The organism is Rhodoferax sp. GW821-FHT07F03 (assembly GCF_059418745.1).
Genome location: NZ_JBWKQM010000008.1, coordinates 97,633 through 115,612 on the forward strand (window position 1 = coordinate 97,633; position 17,980 = coordinate 115,612).

Annotated in this window: 18 protein-coding genes and 1 tRNA gene; 13 read left to right on the top strand and 6 right to left on the bottom strand. The window is 62.6% G+C overall.

Annotated features, from left to right (window positions below):
* Positions 1-56: 56 nt before the first annotated feature.
* The 8 genes from AC07R0_RS13590 (at position 57) to AC07R0_RS13625 (ending at position 5,761) form a co-directional block, all read left to right on the top strand.
* Positions 57-1,274, top strand: a complete 1,218-nt coding sequence (locus tag AC07R0_RS13590) for an IscS subfamily cysteine desulfurase (protein ID WP_495105210.1) — start codon at positions 57-59, stop codon at positions 1,272-1,274.
* A 23-nt stretch (positions 1,275-1,297) separates the two neighbouring features.
* Positions 1,298-1,696, top strand: a complete 399-nt coding sequence (gene iscU / locus AC07R0_RS13595) for a Fe-S cluster assembly scaffold IscU (RefSeq protein WP_490590049.1) — start codon at positions 1,298-1,300, stop codon at positions 1,694-1,696.
* A 1-nt stretch (position 1,697) separates the two neighbouring features.
* On the top strand, positions 1,698-2,021 hold the full coding sequence (gene iscA, locus AC07R0_RS13600; protein WP_495074457.1) for an iron-sulfur cluster assembly protein IscA: 324 nt from the start codon (positions 1,698-1,700) through the stop codon (positions 2,019-2,021).
* Between the two features lie 62 nt (positions 2,022-2,083).
* Positions 2,084-2,617 (top strand): Fe-S protein assembly co-chaperone HscB, encoded by a 534-nt coding sequence (gene hscB / locus AC07R0_RS13605; RefSeq protein WP_495105211.1) that lies wholly within the window; start codon positions 2,084-2,086, stop codon positions 2,615-2,617.
* 37 nt (positions 2,618-2,654) lie between these two features.
* Positions 2,655-4,511 (top strand): Fe-S protein assembly chaperone HscA, encoded by a 1,857-nt coding sequence (gene hscA, locus AC07R0_RS13610; RefSeq protein ID WP_495105212.1) that lies wholly within the window; start codon positions 2,655-2,657, stop codon positions 4,509-4,511.
* Position 4,512: 1 nt separating this feature from the next.
* Positions 4,513-4,851, top strand: a complete 339-nt coding sequence (gene fdx / locus AC07R0_RS13615; protein ID WP_495074454.1) for an ISC system 2Fe-2S type ferredoxin — start codon at positions 4,513-4,515, stop codon at positions 4,849-4,851.
* 66 nt (positions 4,852-4,917) lie between these two features.
* Entirely contained in the window at positions 4,918-5,637 is a 720-nt protein-coding gene (gene dnaQ, locus AC07R0_RS13620) for a DNA polymerase III subunit epsilon (protein ID WP_495074453.1), read from the top strand.
* 49 nt (positions 5,638-5,686) lie between these two features.
* Positions 5,687-5,761: transfer RNA gene (locus AC07R0_RS13625), tRNA-Val, on the top strand.
* Positions 5,762-5,950: 189 nt separating this feature from the next.
* On the opposite strand, the gene AC07R0_RS13630 is transcribed toward AC07R0_RS13625, so the two are convergent.
* Positions 5,951-7,081, bottom strand: a complete 1,131-nt coding sequence (locus tag AC07R0_RS13630) for an enoyl-CoA hydratase/isomerase family protein (protein ID WP_495105213.1) — start codon at positions 7,079-7,081, stop codon at positions 5,951-5,953.
* A 164-nt stretch (positions 7,082-7,245) separates the two neighbouring features.
* On the opposite strand from AC07R0_RS13630, the gene AC07R0_RS13635 reads away from it, so the two are divergent.
* Together AC07R0_RS13635 and AC07R0_RS13640 are read left to right on the top strand one after the other, a co-directional pair.
* Positions 7,246-8,187 (top strand): ABC transporter permease, encoded by a 942-nt coding sequence (locus tag AC07R0_RS13635; protein WP_495074451.1) that lies wholly within the window; start codon positions 7,246-7,248, stop codon positions 8,185-8,187.
* Position 8,188: 1 nt separating this feature from the next.
* The gene (locus tag AC07R0_RS13640) at positions 8,189-9,049 is read left to right on the top strand and encodes an ABC transporter permease subunit (protein WP_495105214.1); all 861 of its coding nucleotides are present in this window, start codon (positions 8,189-8,191) and stop codon (positions 9,047-9,049) included.
* Here the strand turns inward: AC07R0_RS13640 and AC07R0_RS13645 are convergent.
* Positions 9,046-9,954, bottom strand: coding sequence for a LysR family transcriptional regulator (locus AC07R0_RS13645; RefSeq protein ID WP_495105215.1), 909 nt, complete (start codon positions 9,952-9,954; stop codon positions 9,046-9,048). The genes AC07R0_RS13640 and AC07R0_RS13645 overlap by 4 nt on opposite strands.
* A 96-nt stretch (positions 9,955-10,050) precedes the next feature.
* Between AC07R0_RS13645 and AC07R0_RS13650 the strand changes: the two genes are divergently transcribed.
* Entirely contained in the window at positions 10,051-11,592 is a 1,542-nt protein-coding gene (locus AC07R0_RS13650; protein WP_495105216.1) for an MFS transporter, read from the top strand.
* Positions 11,593-11,653: 61 nt separating this feature from the next.
* On the opposite strand, the gene AC07R0_RS13655 is transcribed toward AC07R0_RS13650, so the two are convergent.
* Genes AC07R0_RS13655 through AC07R0_RS13670 form a run of 4 tightly spaced genes read right to left on the bottom strand, consistent with a single transcriptional unit; the run spans position 11,654 to position 16,708 of the window.
* A complete protein-coding gene (locus tag AC07R0_RS13655) occupies positions 11,654-12,709 on the bottom strand; it encodes a lipocalin-like domain-containing protein (protein WP_495105217.1) in 1,056 nt (351 codons plus the stop codon).
* Positions 12,709-15,288: an FtsX-like permease family protein gene (locus AC07R0_RS13660; protein WP_495105218.1), complete on the bottom strand. Its 2,580-nt coding sequence runs from the start codon at positions 15,286-15,288 to the stop codon at positions 12,709-12,711. Before AC07R0_RS13660 ends, AC07R0_RS13655 begins: the two co-directional genes overlap by 1 nt.
* Positions 15,289-15,305: 17 nt before the next feature.
* Positions 15,306-16,085 (bottom strand): Hpt domain-containing response regulator, encoded by a 780-nt coding sequence (locus tag AC07R0_RS13665; RefSeq protein WP_495105219.1) that lies wholly within the window; start codon positions 16,083-16,085, stop codon positions 15,306-15,308.
* Positions 16,052-16,708, bottom strand: coding sequence for a response regulator (locus AC07R0_RS13670; protein WP_495105220.1), 657 nt, complete (start codon positions 16,706-16,708; stop codon positions 16,052-16,054). The genes AC07R0_RS13665 and AC07R0_RS13670 overlap by 34 nt, the downstream gene beginning before the upstream one ends.
* A gap of 119 nt (positions 16,709-16,827) precedes the next feature.
* On the opposite strand from AC07R0_RS13670, the gene AC07R0_RS13675 reads away from it, so the two are divergent.
* Both AC07R0_RS13675 and AC07R0_RS13680 read left to right on the top strand, forming a co-directional pair.
* Positions 16,828-17,190, top strand: a complete 363-nt coding sequence (locus AC07R0_RS13675) for a response regulator transcription factor (protein ID WP_495074443.1) — start codon at positions 16,828-16,830, stop codon at positions 17,188-17,190.
* 31 nt (positions 17,191-17,221) lie between these two features.
* Entirely contained in the window at positions 17,222-17,965 is a 744-nt protein-coding gene (locus AC07R0_RS13680) for an HD-GYP domain-containing protein (RefSeq protein ID WP_495105221.1), read from the top strand.
* Positions 17,966-17,980: the final 15 nt, after the last annotated feature.

Consider the following 17,980-nt stretch of genomic DNA (forward strand, 5'->3'; position numbering starts at 1 on the left):
GCAGCCCCATTTTTCAACCGTGCTTTTTCAAGCCAGCCGCCACTGAGAGCTAGCCAATGGACACCCCACATTTCCCGATTTACATGGACTACAGCGCCACCAACCCTTGCGACGAGCGGGTAGTGGACGCCATGATTCCCTGGTTGCGCGAGCATTTCGGTAACCCGGCCTCGCGTAGCCACGCCTGGGGTTGGGAGGCCGAAGCCGCCGTGGAAAAGGCGCGTGAGCAGGTCGCCGCGCTGATTGGCGCCGACCCGCGTGAAATCGTCTGGACCTCGGGTGCCACCGAGTCCAACAACCTGGCGTTGAAGGGCGCCGCCCAGTTCTACAAGACCAAGGGCAAGCACATCATCACAGTCAAGACCGAGCATAAAGCCGTGCTGGATACCTGCCGCGAGCTGGAGCGCCAAGGCTTTGAAGTGACCTATCTGGATGTGCAGCCCGACGGCCTGGTCGATCTGGAAGTCTTCAAGGCAGCGATCCGCCCCGACACGATTCTGGCCAGCGTGATGTTCGTGAACAACGAAATCGGCGTGATCCAGGACATTGCCGCCATCGGCGCCATCTGCCGCGAAAAAGGCGTGATCTTCCATTCGGACGCCGCGCAAGCCACGGGCCGTGTCGAATTTGATTTGTCGAAGCTGCCCGTGGATTTGATGAGCCTGACCTCGCACAAGACCTATGGCCCCAAGGGCATTGGCGCCTTGTTCGTGCGTCGCAAACCGCGCATCCGCCTGGAAGCGCAAATGCACGGCGGTGGCCACGAGCGCGGCATGCGTTCCGGCACCTTGCCCACGCACCAGATCGTCGGCATGGGCGAGGCCTATCGCATCGCCAAGGAAGAAATGGCCGTGGAGAACGTCCGTATCAAAGCCTTGCACGACCGCATGCTGGCCGGCCTGAAGGGCATTGAGCAGGTGTTCATCAACGGCCATGAAACGCAACGTGTGCCGCACAACCTGAACATGAGTTTCAACTACGTCGAAGGCGAATCGCTGATCATGGGCATCAAGGGTTTGGCCGTGTCCAGTGGCTCAGCGTGCACTTCGGCCAGCCTGGAGCCCAGCTATGTGTTGCGTGCCCTGGGTCGCAGCGACGAGCTGGCACACAGCAGCCTGCGCATGACCATCGGCCGCTGGACTACCGAGGCCGACATCGACTACGCCGTCGATACCATCAAAGTCAATGTGGCCAAGCTGCGTGACTTGAGTCCTTTGTGGGAAATGTACCAAGATGGTGTAGACATCAGCACCATCCAATGGGCTGCCCATTGATTTGAATTGAAGAGGTAAACACCATGGCTTATTCTGAAAAAGTGGTAGACCACTATGAGAATCCCCGTAACGTGGGTTCGTTCGAAAAAGGTGACGACAGCGTAGGTACCGGCATGGTCGGTGCCCCCGCTTGCGGCGACGTGATGAAGCTGCAGATCAAGGTCAACCCCGTAACCGGCGTGATCGAAGACGCACGTTTCAAGACCTACGGCTGCGGTTCAGCCATTGCTTCCAGCTCGCTGGTGACCGAATGGGTCAAGGGCAAGACGTTGGACCAGGCCGCGGCCTTGAAGAACAGCGAAATCGCCGAAGAACTGGCCTTGCCGCCAGTGAAGATCCACTGCTCCATCTTGGCTGAAGACGCCATCAAGGCAGCGGTCAACGACTACAAGCAGAAACACGGAGCCGCCCAGGCCCACTGATATGGCTGTGACTTTGACAGAGGCCGCCGCCCGGCACGTGACCCGCTACCTGGCCAAACGTGGCAAGGGTGTGGGCGTGCGTCTGGGTGTCAAAACCACCGGCTGTTCCGGTTTGGCCTATAAGCTCGAATACGTGGACGAGTTGGCTGCGGAAGACGTGATTTTCGAAGGCCACGGCGTGAAGGTGCTGGTCGATCCCAAGAGCCTGGCTTATATCGACGGCACTCAGCTGGACTATGTGCGTGAAGGCCTGAACGAAGGCTTCAAGTTCGAAAATCCGAACGAGCGCGACAAATGTGGCTGCGGAGAAAGCTTCCGGATTTAACGGCTGCGCTCCGAACACCAACCGCCCGTGCCCTGTGTGCTGGCGGTTTTTTCTTGGCACCTATGAACCTCCAATCCAACGACTTCGAGCTGTTTGAAATCCCCGTGCAGTTCGCGCAGGACCATGCGGCCATGCAGGCGCGCTGGCAGGCCTTGCAGCGCGAAGCGCACCCGGACCGCTTTGCTGCCCAGGCCGGTGCCGCGCAGCGCGTGGCCATGCAGTGGTCGGTGCGCATCAACGAAGCCTGGGCCCGGTTGAAGGACCCACTGAAGCGGGCCTCCTACCTGTGTGAGCTGCATGGCGCACCCATCCAGGCCGAAAACAACACAGCCATGCCTCCCGCCTTTCTGATGCAGCAGATGGAATGGCGCGAAGCCTTGGATGATGCCGATAGCGTTGCGGCCCTGGGGGCCTTGAACGCCGAGGTGCTGCAGGCCCGGCGCGACATCCTGGCCCGATGTGCGCAGTTGTTGGATGTGGCGCATGACTATGCGGCCGCTGCCCAGCAGGTGCGGGCGTTGATGTTCATAGAGCGCTTTGCCAGCGACGTGGACGACCGCCTCGACGCAATGGTTACAGCTCCCAAGGGACAATAAGCGTCCCAGATCCCCGCGAACAGATTACAAAAATTCCATGGCGCTTCTTCAAATTTCCGAACCCGGCCAGTCGCCCGACCCGCACCAGCGCCGCCATGCCATCGGCATCGACCTCGGCACCACGCATTCCCTGGTGGCCACGGTGCGCAGCGGCGAGGCCGTGTGCCTGCCCGATGAACAAGGCCGCATCATCTTGCCCAGCGTGGTGCGCTACCTGGCGGGTGACAAGCGTCAAATCGGCCATGACGCCCTGGCCGCGCAGGCTACGGACCCGGAAAACACCATCGCTTCCGTTAAGCGTTTCATGGGCCGCGGCCTGGTCGACATCGCCCAGCGCGAAAAGCTGCCCTATGCATTCATCGACAAGCCCGGCATGGTCAGTCTGCAGACCGTGCACGGCGAGAAATCGCCGGTCGAGGTGAGTGCCGAGATCCTGGCAACGCTGCGCTTTCGCGCCGAAGACAGCTTCAACGACGATGTGTACGGCGCGGTGATCACCGTGCCCGCCTACTTCGACGATGCCCAGCGCCAGGCCACCAAGGATGCGGCCCAGCTGGCTGGCCTGAACGTGCTGCGCCTGATCAACGAGCCTACAGCGGCGGCGATTGCCTATGGTTTGGACAATGCCAGCGAAGGCATCTATGCGGTGTACGACCTAGGCGGCGGCACCTTCGATATTTCCATACTGCGCCTGAGCCAGGGTGTGTTCGAGGTCATCGCCACCGGTGGCGACGCGGCCCTGGGCGGTGATGACTATGACCGTGCCTTGGCCGACTGGGTGCTGGCGCAAACTGGTCAACAGGCGCTTACCGCATCCGACAAGGTGGCGATGCAAGTCGCAGCCCGGGCCTGCAAGGAAGCCCTGTCTGCTACAGATTTGGTAGCTTTCAGCGCAGATATTTCCTGCGCCAGCGTGCGATTGGATGTAAAGAAGTCAGACTTCGAAGCAGCTACCGCGCAGCTGACCGCGCGCACCATGGTTGCGGTGCGCAAGGCTTTGCGCGATGCCAAGCTGACCGTGGAAGAAGTGCAGGGAACGGTGATGGTTGGCGGCTCCACCCGCATGCCACAGGTGCAGCAGGCGGTGGCCGCTTTCTTTGGCTGCGCACCCCTGACCAACCTGAACCCGGATGAAGTGGTGGCCTTGGGCGCCGCCATCCAGGCAAATCAGCTGGCCGGCAACAGCGGCGCCGATGATTTGTTGCTGCTGGATGTGATCCCGCTGTCGCTGGGTATTGAAACCATGGGCGGTCTGGTCGAGCGCATCGTGCCGCGCAACCAGACCATCCCTACCGCGATGGCACAGGACTTCACCACCTACCAGGACGGCCAGACCGCGCTGGCGCTGCACGTGGTGCAGGGCGAGCGCGACCTGGTGGCCGATTGTCGCAGCCTGGCCCGCTTCGAGCTGCGCGGCATTCCGCCGATGGCGGCCGGTGCAGCGCGCATCCGCGTTACCTTCACCGTCGATGCCGATGGCCTGTTGAGCGTGGCCGCGAAAGAGCAGGGCAGCGGCGTGGAAGCGCAGATCACCGTCAAGCCTTCTTATGGCCTGAGCGACGAACAGATTGCGAAGATGCTGCAAGACAGCTTCAGCACCGCCGCCCAAGACATGCAGACCCGAGCCCTGGTCGAGGCCCGCGTGGATGCCGATCGCATGCTGCTGGCCACCCACAGCGCACTGGCCGCCGATGGCGATCTGCTGTCTGCCGACGAGCGCGCGCAAGTCGATGCGCTGCTGGCCGAGCTAGTACAGGCCAAGGCCCTGACCGATGCCAAGGCCGTGGAAGCCGCCACCAAGCGCGTTGCCGAAGGCACCGAAGCTTTTGCCGCCGCCCGCATGAACCGGGGCATACAGCATGCCCTGTCCGGTAAGAACATAGAAACGATCTGATATGCCCGTCATCAAAATACTGCCCCACCCCGAATACTGTCCGCAGGGCGCCGAAATCAGCGCGCCGGCTGGCACGTCCATCTGCGAAGCGATGCTGGACAACCATATCAACATCGAGCATGCCTGCGACATGAGCTGCGCCTGCACCACCTGCCACGTGATCGTGCGCGAGGGCTTTCAGTCATTGGGCGAGCTGGACGAGAACGAAGAAGACCTGCTGGATCGCGCCTGGGGCCTGGAGCCGAATTCGCGCCTGGGTTGCCAGGCTTTGCTGGCGCAGCAAAATGTGACGGTGGAAATTCCCAAGTACACCATCAACCACGCCAAAGAAAACCATTGATGAAATGGGCTACTGGTGCAGTTTCTATCTGTGCCAGTAGCTATCAATAGAGTAGCACCTACCGCCATGCGCCAGATCATTCTCGATACCGAAACCACCGGCCTGTCTGCCGCAGGTGGCGACCGCATACTGGAAATTGGTTGCGTCGAGCTGCAGCACCGCAAGCTCACCGGCAACCATTTCCACCAGTACATCAACCCTGAGCGTGACAGCCATGAGGATGCACTGCGTGTGCACGGCATCACCACCGAGTTCCTGCGTGACAAGCCCAAGTTTGCCCAGATCGTGGATGCGTTTCTAGAGTACTGCAGCGGTGCGGAAATCATCATTCACAACGCGTCCTTCGACGTGGGCTTTCTGAATAAGGAGTTGGAGCGCCTGGGCAAGCCGCCGCTGAGCCATTACGTCAGCGGTATCGTCGACACCTTGGCCATGGCCAAGGAGCTGTTCCCCGGCAAGCGCAACTCACTCGATGCCTTGTGCGACCGCCTGGAGGTAGACAACTCGGGCCGTACCCTGCACGGCGCCTTGCTGGATGCCGAGCTGCTGGCCGATGTCTACATCAACATGACGCGCGGCCAGAACGCGCTGATGATCGATGTGGGCAGTGAAGAGACCGAAGTGGGCGTCGCAGCCATACCGCGCATGGACTTGAGTGGCTTTGTGCTCCCGGTACTCGACCTCAGTGAAGAAGAGGCCGCCGCCCACCAGGATGTGCTCAAGCAAATCGATAAATCTAGTGGCGGGAAAACAATTTGGCGAAACCTCGAAAAAGATGTTGTATAATTTGAGGCTTACCTGATAAGAATAAAACATAAGGTTTTAAACGGTTTCAGGGCGATTAGCTCAGGGGTAGAGCACTGCATTCACACTGCAGGGGTCGCAAGTTCGAAACTTGCATCGCCCACCAGATCAAGCCTCCCAAGTCATTGACTTGGGAGGCTTTTTTATTTCCGATGGGGGCGTTTTTTGTGATGCGATGCTGCAAGGGCCATCAGAGAACTCCCCCGTTGCTCACTCATGGATTGTGCTGACAGGTGCTGGCATGTTCCGGGCGTCCAAGCCAAGGCGGGCGCTATTTTTTAATAGCCGCAAAGTTTCAGCGCAGTGTTTCCAGCGGGTGTGGGCCGTGAAAACGCGGTTGAAAATGCGCTTCTATCCATGGCGGCGTGATGTCTTCCAGCGTGGCGGGTGTCCAGCGCGGGTTCCGGTCCTTGTCGATCAACAAGGCGCGTGTGCCTTCCGCCAAATCCGGGTGGGCGCAGCAGCCCAGGGACACGCTGTACTCCAGCCTGAACACCTCGGCCAACGACATGTGGCGCACGCGCTGCCACAGCGCAAACGACAAGGCGGCGGACGTGGGTGAGCCATGGTTGAAGCTGCTTGCTGCCTGGTCCAGCCACGCGTCGCCGCTGCGCAGCGTGCGCAGACGGGCGGCAATGTCCAGCAGATCCTCGCCCGCCATGAGTGCCTGGATGCTGTCCCAGTGCGTACGAACGTGCGAAACAGGCAGGCTGTCGCGAGCGTGTTCGGCCAGGCTGGTGAGCAGGCGCGACAACTGGCTGCGGTTGTGCACAGCATCCTCGCTCCAATGGCTTGCGGCGATGCTGGTTTGTAGTTCATCGCGCGTATGCGCTCCCACATGGAAGTCGGCCAGTCCACAAAACAGTGCATCGGCCGCATTCAGGTGTGCGCCGGTCAGCGCCAGGAACAAGCCTACACGCCCAGGCATGCGACGCAATATCCAGCTACCACCCACGTCGGGGTAGAGGCCAATGCTGATCTCTGGCATGGCGAGTTTGCTGCTGCTGGTGAGCACGCGGTGCGAGGCGCCGGCCATCAGCCCAATGCCGCCGCCCATGACGATGCCCTGGCCCCAGCAGAGTAGAGGTTTGGGGTAGGTATGGATGGCATAGTCCAGCGCGTATTCCTGGGCGAAGAAGGCCTCTGCATGCGGATTGGCACCGCTGCCGCAGTCGCGCAGAGTCTGGTACAGGCCGCGCAGGTCACCGCCTGCGCAAAAGGCTTTTTCACCGCTACCTTGCAGGATGACGCCTACGACCTTCGGGTCACTGGCCCAGTGCTGCAGGGCAGGGGCCAGGCGCTGCACCATGGCCAGGGATAAGGCATTCAAGGCAGCAGGCGTATTCAGTGTTGCCACGCCAAAGCTGCGGCCATCGGCGGTGGGCAGCGTGTCCAGCAGAACGACTTCGGAGGGGTTGGGTGTCATGGTTGGGGCCTGGAAATAGGGGTTTCGTGCCAGTGGCTGCAGGCAGAGCATGCCGAGGTATGGATTTTGCTCATTTGTGGCGCTGGGTGCTCAGCCTACCTGCATGCCCCAAATTCCACGCCAGGCTTGGCGGATATGGCGATTTCTAGAATAAAGTTCGGTATATGAATCTACCCCCATGGACCCGATTGCTGCCCGGTGCCCGCTTTGTCATCGGCGTGCCGTATTTTTGGCTAGCCCTGTTTTTTGTGGCGCCGTTTTTGATACTGGTACGTATCAGCATGACCGATATGGGCAATGGCATTGATCCATTTGCCCCGTTGCTCAGCGCGGTGGACGGCGTTTGGCACATCGTCCTGAAGTACCAGAATTACCTGTCCATCTTCGGTGAACCATCGGAAGACGGGCACATGGTGTGGGGCCAGACCATCTACATCGAGGCCTATGCCACATCCCTCAAATACGCGTTCTGGACCACGGTGCTGTGCCTGTTCATTGGCTATCCGTTTGCCTATTTCATTGCCCGCGCCAAGCCCGGCGCACAAGTGCCTTTGCTGATGATGGTGATGCTGCCGTTCTGGACCTCGTTCCTGCTCCGTGTCTATGCCTGGAAGGGCATCCTGGCAGACCAGGGCGTGCTGAACAATCTGCTGATGTGGCTGGGCATTACCCACGAGCCCATCCAGATGCTTTATACCGATGTGTCCATGCTGGTCGGCATGACTTATGTCTACATCCCATTCATGATCCTGCCGCTGTACGCCACCTTGTCCAAAATGGATACGCGGCTGCTGGAGGCGGCGTACGACCTGGGCGCCACGCCTTGGAGCGCCTTCTGGCTGGTGACCGTGCCGCTGAGCAAGGCGGGCATCATCGCCGGTTCTATGTTGGTATTCATTCCCGCGGTGGGCGAGTTCGTCATTCCGTCGCTGCTGGGCGGTGCAGAAAACCTCATGATTGGCCGCGTGGTGTGGGACGAAATGTTCAGCAGCAACAACTGGCCGCGCGCTTGCGCGCTGGCGATCGTGATGATCCTGTTCATTCTGGTGCCCATGGCGGTCTACAACCGCTACAGCGATGCCCACAACCCGACCGGAAAGGCCTGAGATGCACGCGATGACCCGGCCCTTTCAGCGTCTCATGCAACGCCATTTCGGCCGCTTCTGGCTGGCGGCGGTATATCTTTTCCTGTACCTGCCACTGGTGTTTTTGATTGTTTTCTCGTTCAACAGCACGCGCCAGGACGGGGTTTTCACAGGATTTTCCTTGCGCTGGTACACGGCTTTGATGGGCGATTCACGGCTGGTGGACGGCTTCTTTCTGTCGCTCAAGGTAGCGGTGATCACCGGCACCCTGTCTACCGTGCTCGGTGCTTTTGCGGCCTTTGTGATGGTGCGCTTTCTGCGCTTCAGGGGGCGCACGCTGTTTGCGGGCTTGGTCAGCGCGCCCCTGGTGATGCCGGAGGTGATCATCGGCCTGTCGCTGTTGCTGCTGTCGGTGGCGGTGCAGCGCAGCCTGGGCTGGCCCGATCGCGGTGCCGTTACCATCGTGCTGGGCCACACCTTGCTGGGCATGGCCTATGCCACGGTGGTAATCAGCGCGCGCCTGCGTGAAATGGACCGTTCGATCGAAGAGGCGGCCATGGACCTGGGTTGCCGTCCTTCTCAGGTGTTCTTTCTGGTGACGCTGCCCAACATCGCGCCTTCGCTGATGGCGGCCTGGATGCTGACCTTCACCCTGTCGTTTGACGACGTGGTGGTCTCGGAATTTCTCTCCGGCCCCGGTGTGACCACTTTGCCGCAGGTGATCTTTGGCTACGCTCGGCGCGGCGTGAACCCGTCCATCTACGCGGCTGCCGCGATTCTGATCACCGTGGTGTCCATCGGCATCATCTTCTACAGCGCCTATGTGGTGCGCAAGGAAGCCCGGCGTCTGCGCGACATCCAGGCGGCTTCCGCTGCCGGCTAAGTCTTGCCCTGCGGGGCAAACAACCTGGGCGCCATGTAGTCCACAAACGCCCGTAGCTTGGGCGACAGCTGGCGGCTGGACGGCCACAGCATCCAGAAGTCGCCGCCGTACTGCGTGTGTTCCGGCAGCACGGCTTGCAATGCGCCGCTCTGCAGGGCTTCACGCGTCAGAAAGTCCGGCATATAGGCAATGCCCATGCCGGCAATGCAGGCCTCCAGCATGGCCTCCATGTTGTTGCACACCAGCGTGGCCGGAGCGGTGGCGGCCTCGTCCCTGTTGAGCTGCCATTCCTGCAGCTTGCCGCTGGTCGGGAAGCGGTAACGCAGGCAGGCATGGCGTGCTAGATCGTCCGGCTGCTGCGGTGTACCGGCTTGTTGCAAATAGCTGTCTGCGGCGAACAGCAGGTGGCGAAACGGCCCCAGTTTGCGCGCCACCAGGGCAGAGTCTGGCATCCCGCCGCTGCGTATCACCACGTCCAGCCCGTCTTCAATCACATCCACCATACGGTCGTTGAAATCCAGCTCGAGTTCGATTGCTGGATAGCGCCGGCCGAACTCGGGCATGTGCGGCAGCAGAAAGCGGTAGCCGATCACTGGCAGGCTGACGCGCAGCCGGCCCTGGGGCTCTTGGGCCGACTGCAGCATCATGGCGCGCGCGTCGTTCAGGTCGTCCAGGATGCGCCGGGCCCGCTCGTTGAACACCTCGCCCTCGGCCGTCAGCCGGATGTGGCGGGTGCTGCGGTGGAACAGGCGCACGCCCAGTTGCGCCTCTAGCTTGGCTACGTTCTTACCCACCGCAGACGCGGAAATGCCCAGCAGACGCCCGGCTGCCACAAAGCTTCGGGTATCGGCTGCCCGCACGAACGAGGTCAGGCCGGCGAGATTGTCAAAACTGTTATCGCTCAATTCGCAACTTTCACTCCGTAAATAGCGGAGTTTCAAATGGTTTATCTCTGATTAGAACGTAAATACGATGGAGTTCACTTTTCACTTGCGAACACCATGGCATCTTCAGTACTTTCTTCCATCCCTGCGCGCCAGCGTTTGGCCCTATTGCTCAGCGTCTGCCTGGCGGCATTGGCCATGCCCTTGTCCTTTACCGGCCCGGCCCTGGCGCTGGGTGCTATCCACCAGGACCTGGGCGGTAGTCCGGTGGCCTTGAACTGGGTTACCAATGCCTTCATGCTGGCCTTTGGCGCCTGCCTGATGGCCATGGGTGCGCTGGCCGATACACATGGGCGGCGGCGCGTGTTCCTATGCGGTCTGGCGCTGTTTGTGCTGGCCTCGCTGGCCTGGACCGTGGCCCCAGGCATCGCCAGCTTCAACCTCCTGCGGGCCTTGCAGGGCCTGGGTGCGGCGGCGGCATTGGCCGGTGGTGGCGCCGCGCTGGCACAGGCATTTGACGGCCCGGCCAGAACCAGGGCGTTCAGTTTTCTCGGCACAACTTTCGGCGCAGGCCTGGCGTTTGGCCCCTTTCTGGCGGGCCAGCTGATGGCGATGGCGGGTTGGCGTAGTTTTGGGCTGCTGCTGGCCCTGGTGGGCGGGTTGGCTGCCGGTCTGGCCGTTAAATGTATGCCCGAGTCGCGCGACCCGCAGGCAGCGGGGCTGGACCTGCGAGGCGCTATGACGTTTACCGGTGCTTTGGGCCTGTTTACCTTGGCCGTGCTGCAGGCTCCGGCCTGGGGCTGGGCCGATGGCGCGACCTTGGCGTGTTTTGCCGCATCGGCCCTGCTGCTGTATGGTTTTGTGCGCACGCAGCAGCAGGCGGCGCGGCCCATGCTGGACCTGTCGCTGTTTCGCTACCCGCGATTTGTGGGGGTGCAATGTCTGGCTGCTGCGCCAGCCTATGCCTATGTGGTGCTGCTGGTCTTGCTGCCGTTGCGCCTGGTCGGTATCGAAGGCCATAGTGCCGCCGATGGAGGCCGTATCTTGATGGCCTTGTCCGCGCCCATGCTGCTGGTACCGCTGTTGGCGGCGTACCTGACGCGCTGGTTCTCGGCCGGTGCACTGTGCGGCAGTGGGTTGCTGGTGTGCGCTACCGGTCTGCTGTGGCTGGGCCACTGCCCAACGGGCAGTACTGGGCTGGCGCTGGCCGCGCCATTGTTGTTGATCGGTTGCGGCATCAGCCTGCCCTGGGGCTTGATGGACGGCCTGGCCGTCAGTGTGGTACCCAAGGAGCGGGCCGGTATGGCCACCGGCATTTTCGGCACGGTGCGGGTGGCGGGCGAGGGCGTAGCTTTGGCTCTGGTGGCTGCCGTGCTGGTCGGTCTGGTGGAACATCAGCTGACCCCACTGGTCGGGTCGATAGCGGCATCGTCAGCGGTGGCGCAGCAGCTGGCGACTGGCAATTTGGCGCAGGCCCAGGCGGCTTTGCCGGGCGTGGCGGCAGACGCGCTGGTGCAGGCCTATGGCCAGGCCTTCAGCCTGCTGCTGTACGGCCTGGCAGGGGTGACGGTGCTGACGGCCGGGGTAGTGTTTGCGTTTTTGCGCGAGCCAAGGACTATTGCAGTGCCCCAAGTGCTTGTAAGCGATTTAAGCCGCTAGCGCAGGTAAATACTGCGCTAGCAGCTATCAATTGCATAGTGAAATAGTGTCCGCGCCGTGTTCACATGCGCAGCGTGTCTGCGTAGCCCGTCATCTCTAGATAGCCACGCCCGACCAGCCGGCCTTGCGCGTCCAGCAGGCGGCTCAGGCCTTCCCAGTAGATGGCGCCCGTGGACCCACGGCTGTCCAGTTCCTGGTCGTCCAGCATGGCTTGCACGGTGAAGCGGGCTTGTGGGGTTTGCAGCGTCCATTCCACCGGGTAGCTGGCTTTGCTGCGCGGGCTGGTCCAGCGGCGCAGCGGGCTGAATTGCACCTCGCCAGGCTGGAAGATGCTCAATACCCCCTGCGCCGTGCGGAACGAGCCACCGTCCCACAGCGTGCTGCCGTCCTTGCGGCGGATGCGGAAGGCGGTGAGGGCACTGCCGTCTTGCAGGTTCATGCCCAGCCAGTCCCAGCCGGCGGCCTCGGGCGCCAGGTAGGCCTGGCTCCACTCGTGGTCCAGCCAGGCACGGCTGGCGTCCGTGTTGATTTCAAAACGCTGGCCTTGCAGTTGCAGATGGCCGCTGACAGCCAGCTGCGGCTGACTGACGTAGTAGCTGGCCTGGTCGGGCTGCGGGCCTTTGCGCGACAGGCCTTGTTGGCCCTGTAGCAGCAGCGGCTGGGTAGGCGCCAGCTGCAGATGCAGGCCAAAGTCTTGGGCCGGCAGCTCGGCATGGTATTGCTCGCCGGTGCGGACCAGCGACCAGTCGCGCAGGCGCACGGCGGTGTCGGTCTCGCTAGCTTCGGCAATGCCGAAACCGGCGCGGGCAATGCGCTGGTCGTGCCAGAGTTTTTGACCCTGCACGTCGGTGATGGCGGCGTGGGCAAACAGCAGCTGCTTGGCTGCGAAGCGCGAAGTCATGCCCTGCGTGGCGGCCACGCGGCTGCGGAAGAAGGTCAGTTGAAAGCCGAATTCGCGGGCGCCTGAGATAGCCCGGCCGGTGATGTACCACCACTCGGTGCCGAAGTCCGGGTGGCTGCCCAGGTCGCGCGGGAACTGCATGTGGGCCGGCGACAAGGCCCAGGTCGGATGGGCCAGCCCCACTAAAGCCAGGGCGAGAAGATGGCGGCGCTGCATTACCAGTCCTCCTTCACGGCCAGCACTGCATCTTGCCCGGCGGCGGCGCGGCCGGCCAGCCAGGCCGTGACCGTACCGGCCAGTACCACGGCGGCGCACAGAGCCAGCAGGCGCAGCCAGGGCACCCACAGGTCCATGGTCCAGTGGAAGCTTTGCGGGTTGACCACGAACACCAACACCATGGACACCGCTAGCCCCAGCGCCAGGCCGGCGATGGAGCCTATCAGCGTCCAGGCCGCGCCCTCACCGGCGACCACGGCCAGGATTTGCGTGCGCGTCAACCCCAGGTGCGCCAGCAGGCCAAATTCCTTGCGCCGGGCCAGCACCTGCGCGCTGAAGCTGGCAGCCACGCCGAACAGGCCGATGCCAATGGCCACCGCCTGCAGCCAGTAGGTCACGGCAAAGCTGCGGTCGAAGATCTTTAGCGAGATGGCGCGGATCTGGCGGGCGGACGAGAACTCCAGCGCCTCGGCCACGCCGGCCGGTGCCAGCGCGCGGATGGCCTGCTGCACCGCTTCGGGCTGCGCGCTGTCTTGCAGCCACAGCGCCATGTCGTTGACCTGGCTGTCGCCGCCCAGGCGGATGTAGTCGGCCTGGTCCATTGCAATGGCGCCAAACTGCCGCGCATAGTCGCGCCACACGCCTGCTACAAAAAAGGTAGCTGCTGGCGCAGATGATTCCTGCGCTAGCGCCCCAAAAGACTTTGAAAGTGGGGCGAACACCGTGCCTGGCCGTGCGCCGTACAAATCCACCATGGGCTCGCTCACATAGATACCGATCTGCCCCGCAGGCACGGGCAGGGCCGGGCCTACCAGCGGCAGGCTGCGCGCCGGGTCGCCGATGCTGCGGGCCAGCAGCGTCACGGTGGGTTGGCCCGGCGCCAGTAGCAGGGAGCGTATGCGCAGGCTGCTGGCGCGCTGCACGCCGGGTGTTTGCGCCACGGCCTGCACAAAGCTGGGCGGTAGGGCCAGCGCGTCGTTGCCCGCACCGCTGCTGCCGCTGCGCAGGTACAGGTCGGCCGGCAGCACCACGTCCAGCCACTGCACCATGGAGTCGCGGAAGCTGGCGACCATCACCGTCAGCGCCACAGCCAGGCTTAACGATGCCACCACGCCGCTGACCGCCACGGCCGCGCTTTGGCGCACCCGGCGCGCACGTTCTATGGCCAGCATGGGCAGCAGCCGGTGCGCCAGCAAAGGCGCCAGCCGGTCATACACCATAGCAATCAGCCAGGGCAGGGCGGTAATGCCACCCACCAGCAATAGCGCCACAGAGACGTAGGCGCCCAGCGGGATACCGAACACCGGTGGCAGGCAGGCCAGCAGCAAGCCCAGGCCCAGCAGGGCCAGGCTGACCCAATGTGTGCCGCTGCGGCCCAGGTCGGCACCCAGGCCTTTGAGGGTTTGCGCTGGCGGCAAGCGCTGGGCCGCGCGGGCCGGCCACCAGCCGCCCACCAGGGCTGCGGCAACGCCCAGGCTGCCATAGGCAAGTGCCGCCCAGGTATTCCATTGCAGTGGCGGGGCCTCGCCTGAAAAGTAGCCACCGCCCAGGTCGCCACCCAGCCAGCGCAGCGCCAGCGCGGCCAGGCCGGTGCCCAGCGCCAGGCCTGCCAGGCTACCGATAATGCCCAGCACCAGCGACTCCATGAGCACCAGCTGCAGCCGCTCGCGCCCGGTCAGGCCCAGCACGCCCAGCAGCGCGAACTGCTGTGCCCGCTTGGCCACGCTCAGCGATAGCACTGAAAACACCAGAAACGCCCCGGTGAACAGCGCCACCAGGGCCAGTACCGTCAGGTTGACGCGGTAGGCGCGCGACAGGTTGTCCACCCGCAGGGCCGCATCGCCCGGCTCGGCGGTGGTGATGCCCGGCGGCAGCGCCAGTGTGCGCAACAGGGCCGCCCGGTCGGTACCGGGGCGCAGGCGCAGGTCGATGCGCGACAGCTGGCCCAGGCGCTGGAATGTTTGCTGGGCCGCGCCAATGTCCATCACCACCAGGGCCGGGCCGGTAGCGTTCACTGTGCCGGCCACGGTCAAGGGCGTGGCAGCGCCCGCCAGCTGCAGCGTGTGGTGGTCCCCCAGGGCCTGGCGGGCGGCGGGGTTCAGAAAGATGGTGTCAGGCGCGAACAGGGCCAGGCGCTCCGCCTGGGCTGCGGGCACGGGCATCAGGCCCGGCGCGACCGCGCTGACCACCAGGGCATCCACGCCCAGCAGCTTGATGGGGATGCGCTGGCCGCCGGCATCCATGGCAAAGGTAGACAGCTCCAGCACTGGGCTGGCCACGGCCACATCCCGGTGCTGGGCTACGCGGGCAAAAATGTCCTCGTCAAAATGGCTTTGGCTGGCGCGCAGCTCCAGGTCGGGCTGGCCGCCCACCGAGCGCACCGCGCTGGAAAATTCGCTCAGGGCCGATGCATTGATGAGCTGTACCGAGAACGCCAGCGCCACGCCCAGCATGACGGCGATCACGGCGGCGGCATTGCGCCAGGGGTGGTGCTTCAGCTCCTGCCAGGAAAAGCTTTGCAGCAGTGCGCGCAGCGGCGAGGAGAGGGTTGACGGCGGGTGGGCTGGCATGCCAGCCATGATAGTTGCCGGGCCCGTCAAGCCGGGCTGACCAATACCTGCAACTGCGTGCGCAGCCCGCTCCAGCCCTGTAGTGCCGGTTCGGCCTGGCCGGTATGGCAGAGGTTCTCCAGCGCCCAGGCCTGGGCAGAGAGATCGGCATAGCCCAGGGTTTGCAGCACGCTTTTCAGGCTGTGGGCCACACGGCGCAGGGCGGGCAAGTCCAGCGGCGTGCAGGCCGCGTTGCCGGCTTGGATATCGTGCGGGAACTGCAGCAGGCAGGCGGCGCGGTAGCTGTGGAACAGCTCCAGGTCACCCGCGAAATAGGTGTCGGCGGCGTGCTGGTCGTCTGGCGCTGGAGGATTGGCAGGTGGTGGCGGCGCCGCGCTGTCGGCAGGCGGTGCGTCGTTCAGGGCCTCCATCACGCTGTCTTCCAGCAGTTGCAAAGACACGGGTTTGGACAGCATGCGCCACACATTCAAAGGGGCCAGCTTGGCGCGGACTTCCGGGGTCAGGCCGGCACTCAGAACCATGGTCCTGGCTTGGGCCAGCAGGGCAGGCGTGCGTTGCAGGTATTGCAGCAGGTCAACGCCGGAGGCGCCCGATAGCATCAGGTCGGTAATGATGAGCTGGACCTGCGTAGCGGCCAGTATTTCCAGCGCGGCTGGTACGCCATCGCATTCCAGCAGTTGCAGCGGCAGCTCTTCCAGGGCCATGCGCACAAAACGCCGCAGCAGCGGGTCGTCTTCTACCAGCAGTACGCGCGGCGTGTCCATGCCGTTGGTCAGGGCGACAGTTGTTGCAGGTTTTGCAGGCACTGCGTGAGCAGCGGCGGCAGTTCGGCGACCAGGCGGGGTTTGTGCACTACGGGTACGCCATCCAGCGCAAAGGCGTAGGGCGTGAGTTCGCTGGGGTCCAGCGAGGTGATGACGATGACCTGCAAATTTCTGAACAGCGGGTTGGCGCGCAGGCCGGTCAGCAAGGTGGCACCGTCAATGCCAGGCAGCAGCAGGTCTACCATCAGCACGTCGGGTTGGAACTGCCCGGCCATGATCAGCCCGGCAATGCCATCGGATGCGGTGCGCAGCTCCAGCGCCGGGAACTGCCGCTGCAGCAGCAATGTGACCAGATTCTGGAAGTGCATGGAGTCTTCTATCAGCAGCACCTTGGTGGGCACGCTGCCAGCATGGCGGGGGGCGTCCTGTACTGGGGTGGCCGTGCTGTCACCTGTGCGGGCGGCCTGGCCACCAGCCCGCCAGCGCTCCACCGATTGCCGGGAAATCCGGCGGTGGCCACCGGGTGTTTTCCAGGCTTGTAGTTCGCCCCGGTCCACCATGAGTTGCACGGAGCGCACCGCCAAGCCCAGCATGCGCGCCACGTCCAAAGTCGTGAGGTTGTCACCGGGGGGGAGGGTGGTAGTTGTCTGAATATCAGTGTCCATTTGCGGATTCTAACGAATGCATCAGCTTTTGTTAATTAATTCACTTGAAAATGATAATTTCGGAATATATGATATGTCCATCGCGTTTTTAATCTTTCTATCGTTTCAAGAGCCGCAAAATGAAAAAAATATTGATAGTGGATGACCATGCTGATATCCGTCGGTTGATCCGTATGACTTTGGAATTCGAAACCTACAACGTTTTCGAGGCCGAGGACGGCGAGAGTGCACTGATGATGGCCATGCAGGAGCAGCCCGACCTGGTGTTGCTGGATGTGATGATGCCTGGCTCGGTGAACGGCTTGGAGGTATGCGGTACGCTGAAGTCGCTGCCCAAGGCACCGCGCATTCTGCTGCTGACGGCCCGTGGCCGCAGTGAAGACCTGGAGGCGGGCCTGAAGGCTGGCGCCGACGCTTATATGGTCAAGCCCTTCAGTCCACTGAAATTGATGGAAACGATAGACCAGCAGTGGGAAGCATGAGTCCGCTGGCCGTGTTGCGAAAGAGTACAACATGACTACCCTGGGCGGAAACAGCTTCTCTGACTCTGCAAGTCTGCAGATGCAAAAACTCATCGAGGATTTTGGCCGCATGTACCGGGAGCGGAATGAGGCCTTGGAAGAGGTGGCGCGTGCCCACCACGAGGCCTTGTTTCGTTTGTCATTGGCCGCCGATCTGAAGGACGACGACACCGGGGTGCACATCATCCGTATGGGCTATCTTTCCGAGGCCTTGGCCTTGGTGCTGGGCCAGAGTCCGGCCATGGCCCGCATGTTGCGTAAAGCAGCGCCCATGCACGATATTGGCAAGATCGGTATACCTGACGCTGTGCTGAAGAAGCCTGGCACATTTTCTCCGCTGGAGCGCGCCTCCATGAACCAACATTCGGAAATGGGGGCCGACATTCTGGGGCGTTCGCGTATCCCGCTATTTCAACTTGCGGCTGAATTGACCTTGGCCCACCATGAGCGTTGGGACGGTACGGGCTATCCTGCGGGTCTGCAAGGTGAAGCCATTCCATTGACGGGGCGTATCGTGGCGGTGGTCGATTTTTTTGATGCGCTGACCATGGACCGTTGCTACCGCCGTGCTTTTTCCGACGATATTGCATTGCAGATGCTGAAGGAGCAGCGCGGCCTTGCGTTTGACCCCCACATCGTGGATATATTCCTTGCCAATGCGCAGACCTTCATCAGCCTGCGCGACGACATCAACCGTACCCGTCCTAGCTTTAACCAACTGGTCGACAACGTCTGAAATCTGGATTTAGCA

Excerpts from the sequence above, each read along its gene's own strand:
- AC07R0_RS13590 (WP_495105210.1), top strand. The coding sequence starts at position 57 with ATGGACACCCCACATTTCCCGATTTACATGGACTACAGCGCCACCAAC.
- iscU (WP_490590049.1), top strand. The coding sequence starts at position 1,298 with ATGGCTTATTCTGAAAAAGTGGTAGACCACTATGAGAATCCCCGTAAC.
- iscA (WP_495074457.1), top strand. The coding sequence starts at position 1,698 with ATGGCTGTGACTTTGACAGAGGCCGCCGCCCGGCACGTGACCCGCTAC.
- hscB (WP_495105211.1), top strand. The coding sequence starts at position 2,084 with ATGAACCTCCAATCCAACGACTTCGAGCTGTTTGAAATCCCCGTGCAG.
- hscA (WP_495105212.1), top strand. The coding sequence starts at position 2,655 with ATGGCGCTTCTTCAAATTTCCGAACCCGGCCAGTCGCCCGACCCGCAC.
- fdx (WP_495074454.1), top strand. The coding sequence starts at position 4,513 with ATGCCCGTCATCAAAATACTGCCCCACCCCGAATACTGTCCGCAGGGC.
- dnaQ (WP_495074453.1), top strand. The coding sequence starts at position 4,918 with ATGCGCCAGATCATTCTCGATACCGAAACCACCGGCCTGTCTGCCGCA.
- AC07R0_RS13630 (WP_495105213.1), bottom strand. The coding sequence starts at position 7,081 with ATGACACCCAACCCCTCCGAAGTCGTTCTGCTGGACACGCTGCCCACC.
- AC07R0_RS13635 (WP_495074451.1), top strand. The coding sequence starts at position 7,246 with ATGAATCTACCCCCATGGACCCGATTGCTGCCCGGTGCCCGCTTTGTC.
- AC07R0_RS13640 (WP_495105214.1), top strand. The coding sequence starts at position 8,189 with ATGCACGCGATGACCCGGCCCTTTCAGCGTCTCATGCAACGCCATTTC.
- AC07R0_RS13650 (WP_495105216.1), top strand. The coding sequence starts at position 10,051 with ATGGCATCTTCAGTACTTTCTTCCATCCCTGCGCGCCAGCGTTTGGCC.
- AC07R0_RS13655 (WP_495105217.1), bottom strand. The coding sequence starts at position 12,709 with ATGCAGCGCCGCCATCTTCTCGCCCTGGCTTTAGTGGGGCTGGCCCAT.
- AC07R0_RS13660 (WP_495105218.1), bottom strand. The coding sequence starts at position 15,288 with ATGGCTGGCATGCCAGCCCACCCGCCGTCAACCCTCTCCTCGCCGCTG.
- AC07R0_RS13670 (WP_495105220.1), bottom strand. The coding sequence starts at position 16,708 with ATGGACACTGATATTCAGACAACTACCACCCTCCCCCCCGGTGACAAC.
- AC07R0_RS13675 (WP_495074443.1), top strand. The coding sequence starts at position 16,828 with ATGAAAAAAATATTGATAGTGGATGACCATGCTGATATCCGTCGGTTG.
- AC07R0_RS13680 (WP_495105221.1), top strand. The coding sequence starts at position 17,222 with ATGACTACCCTGGGCGGAAACAGCTTCTCTGACTCTGCAAGTCTGCAG.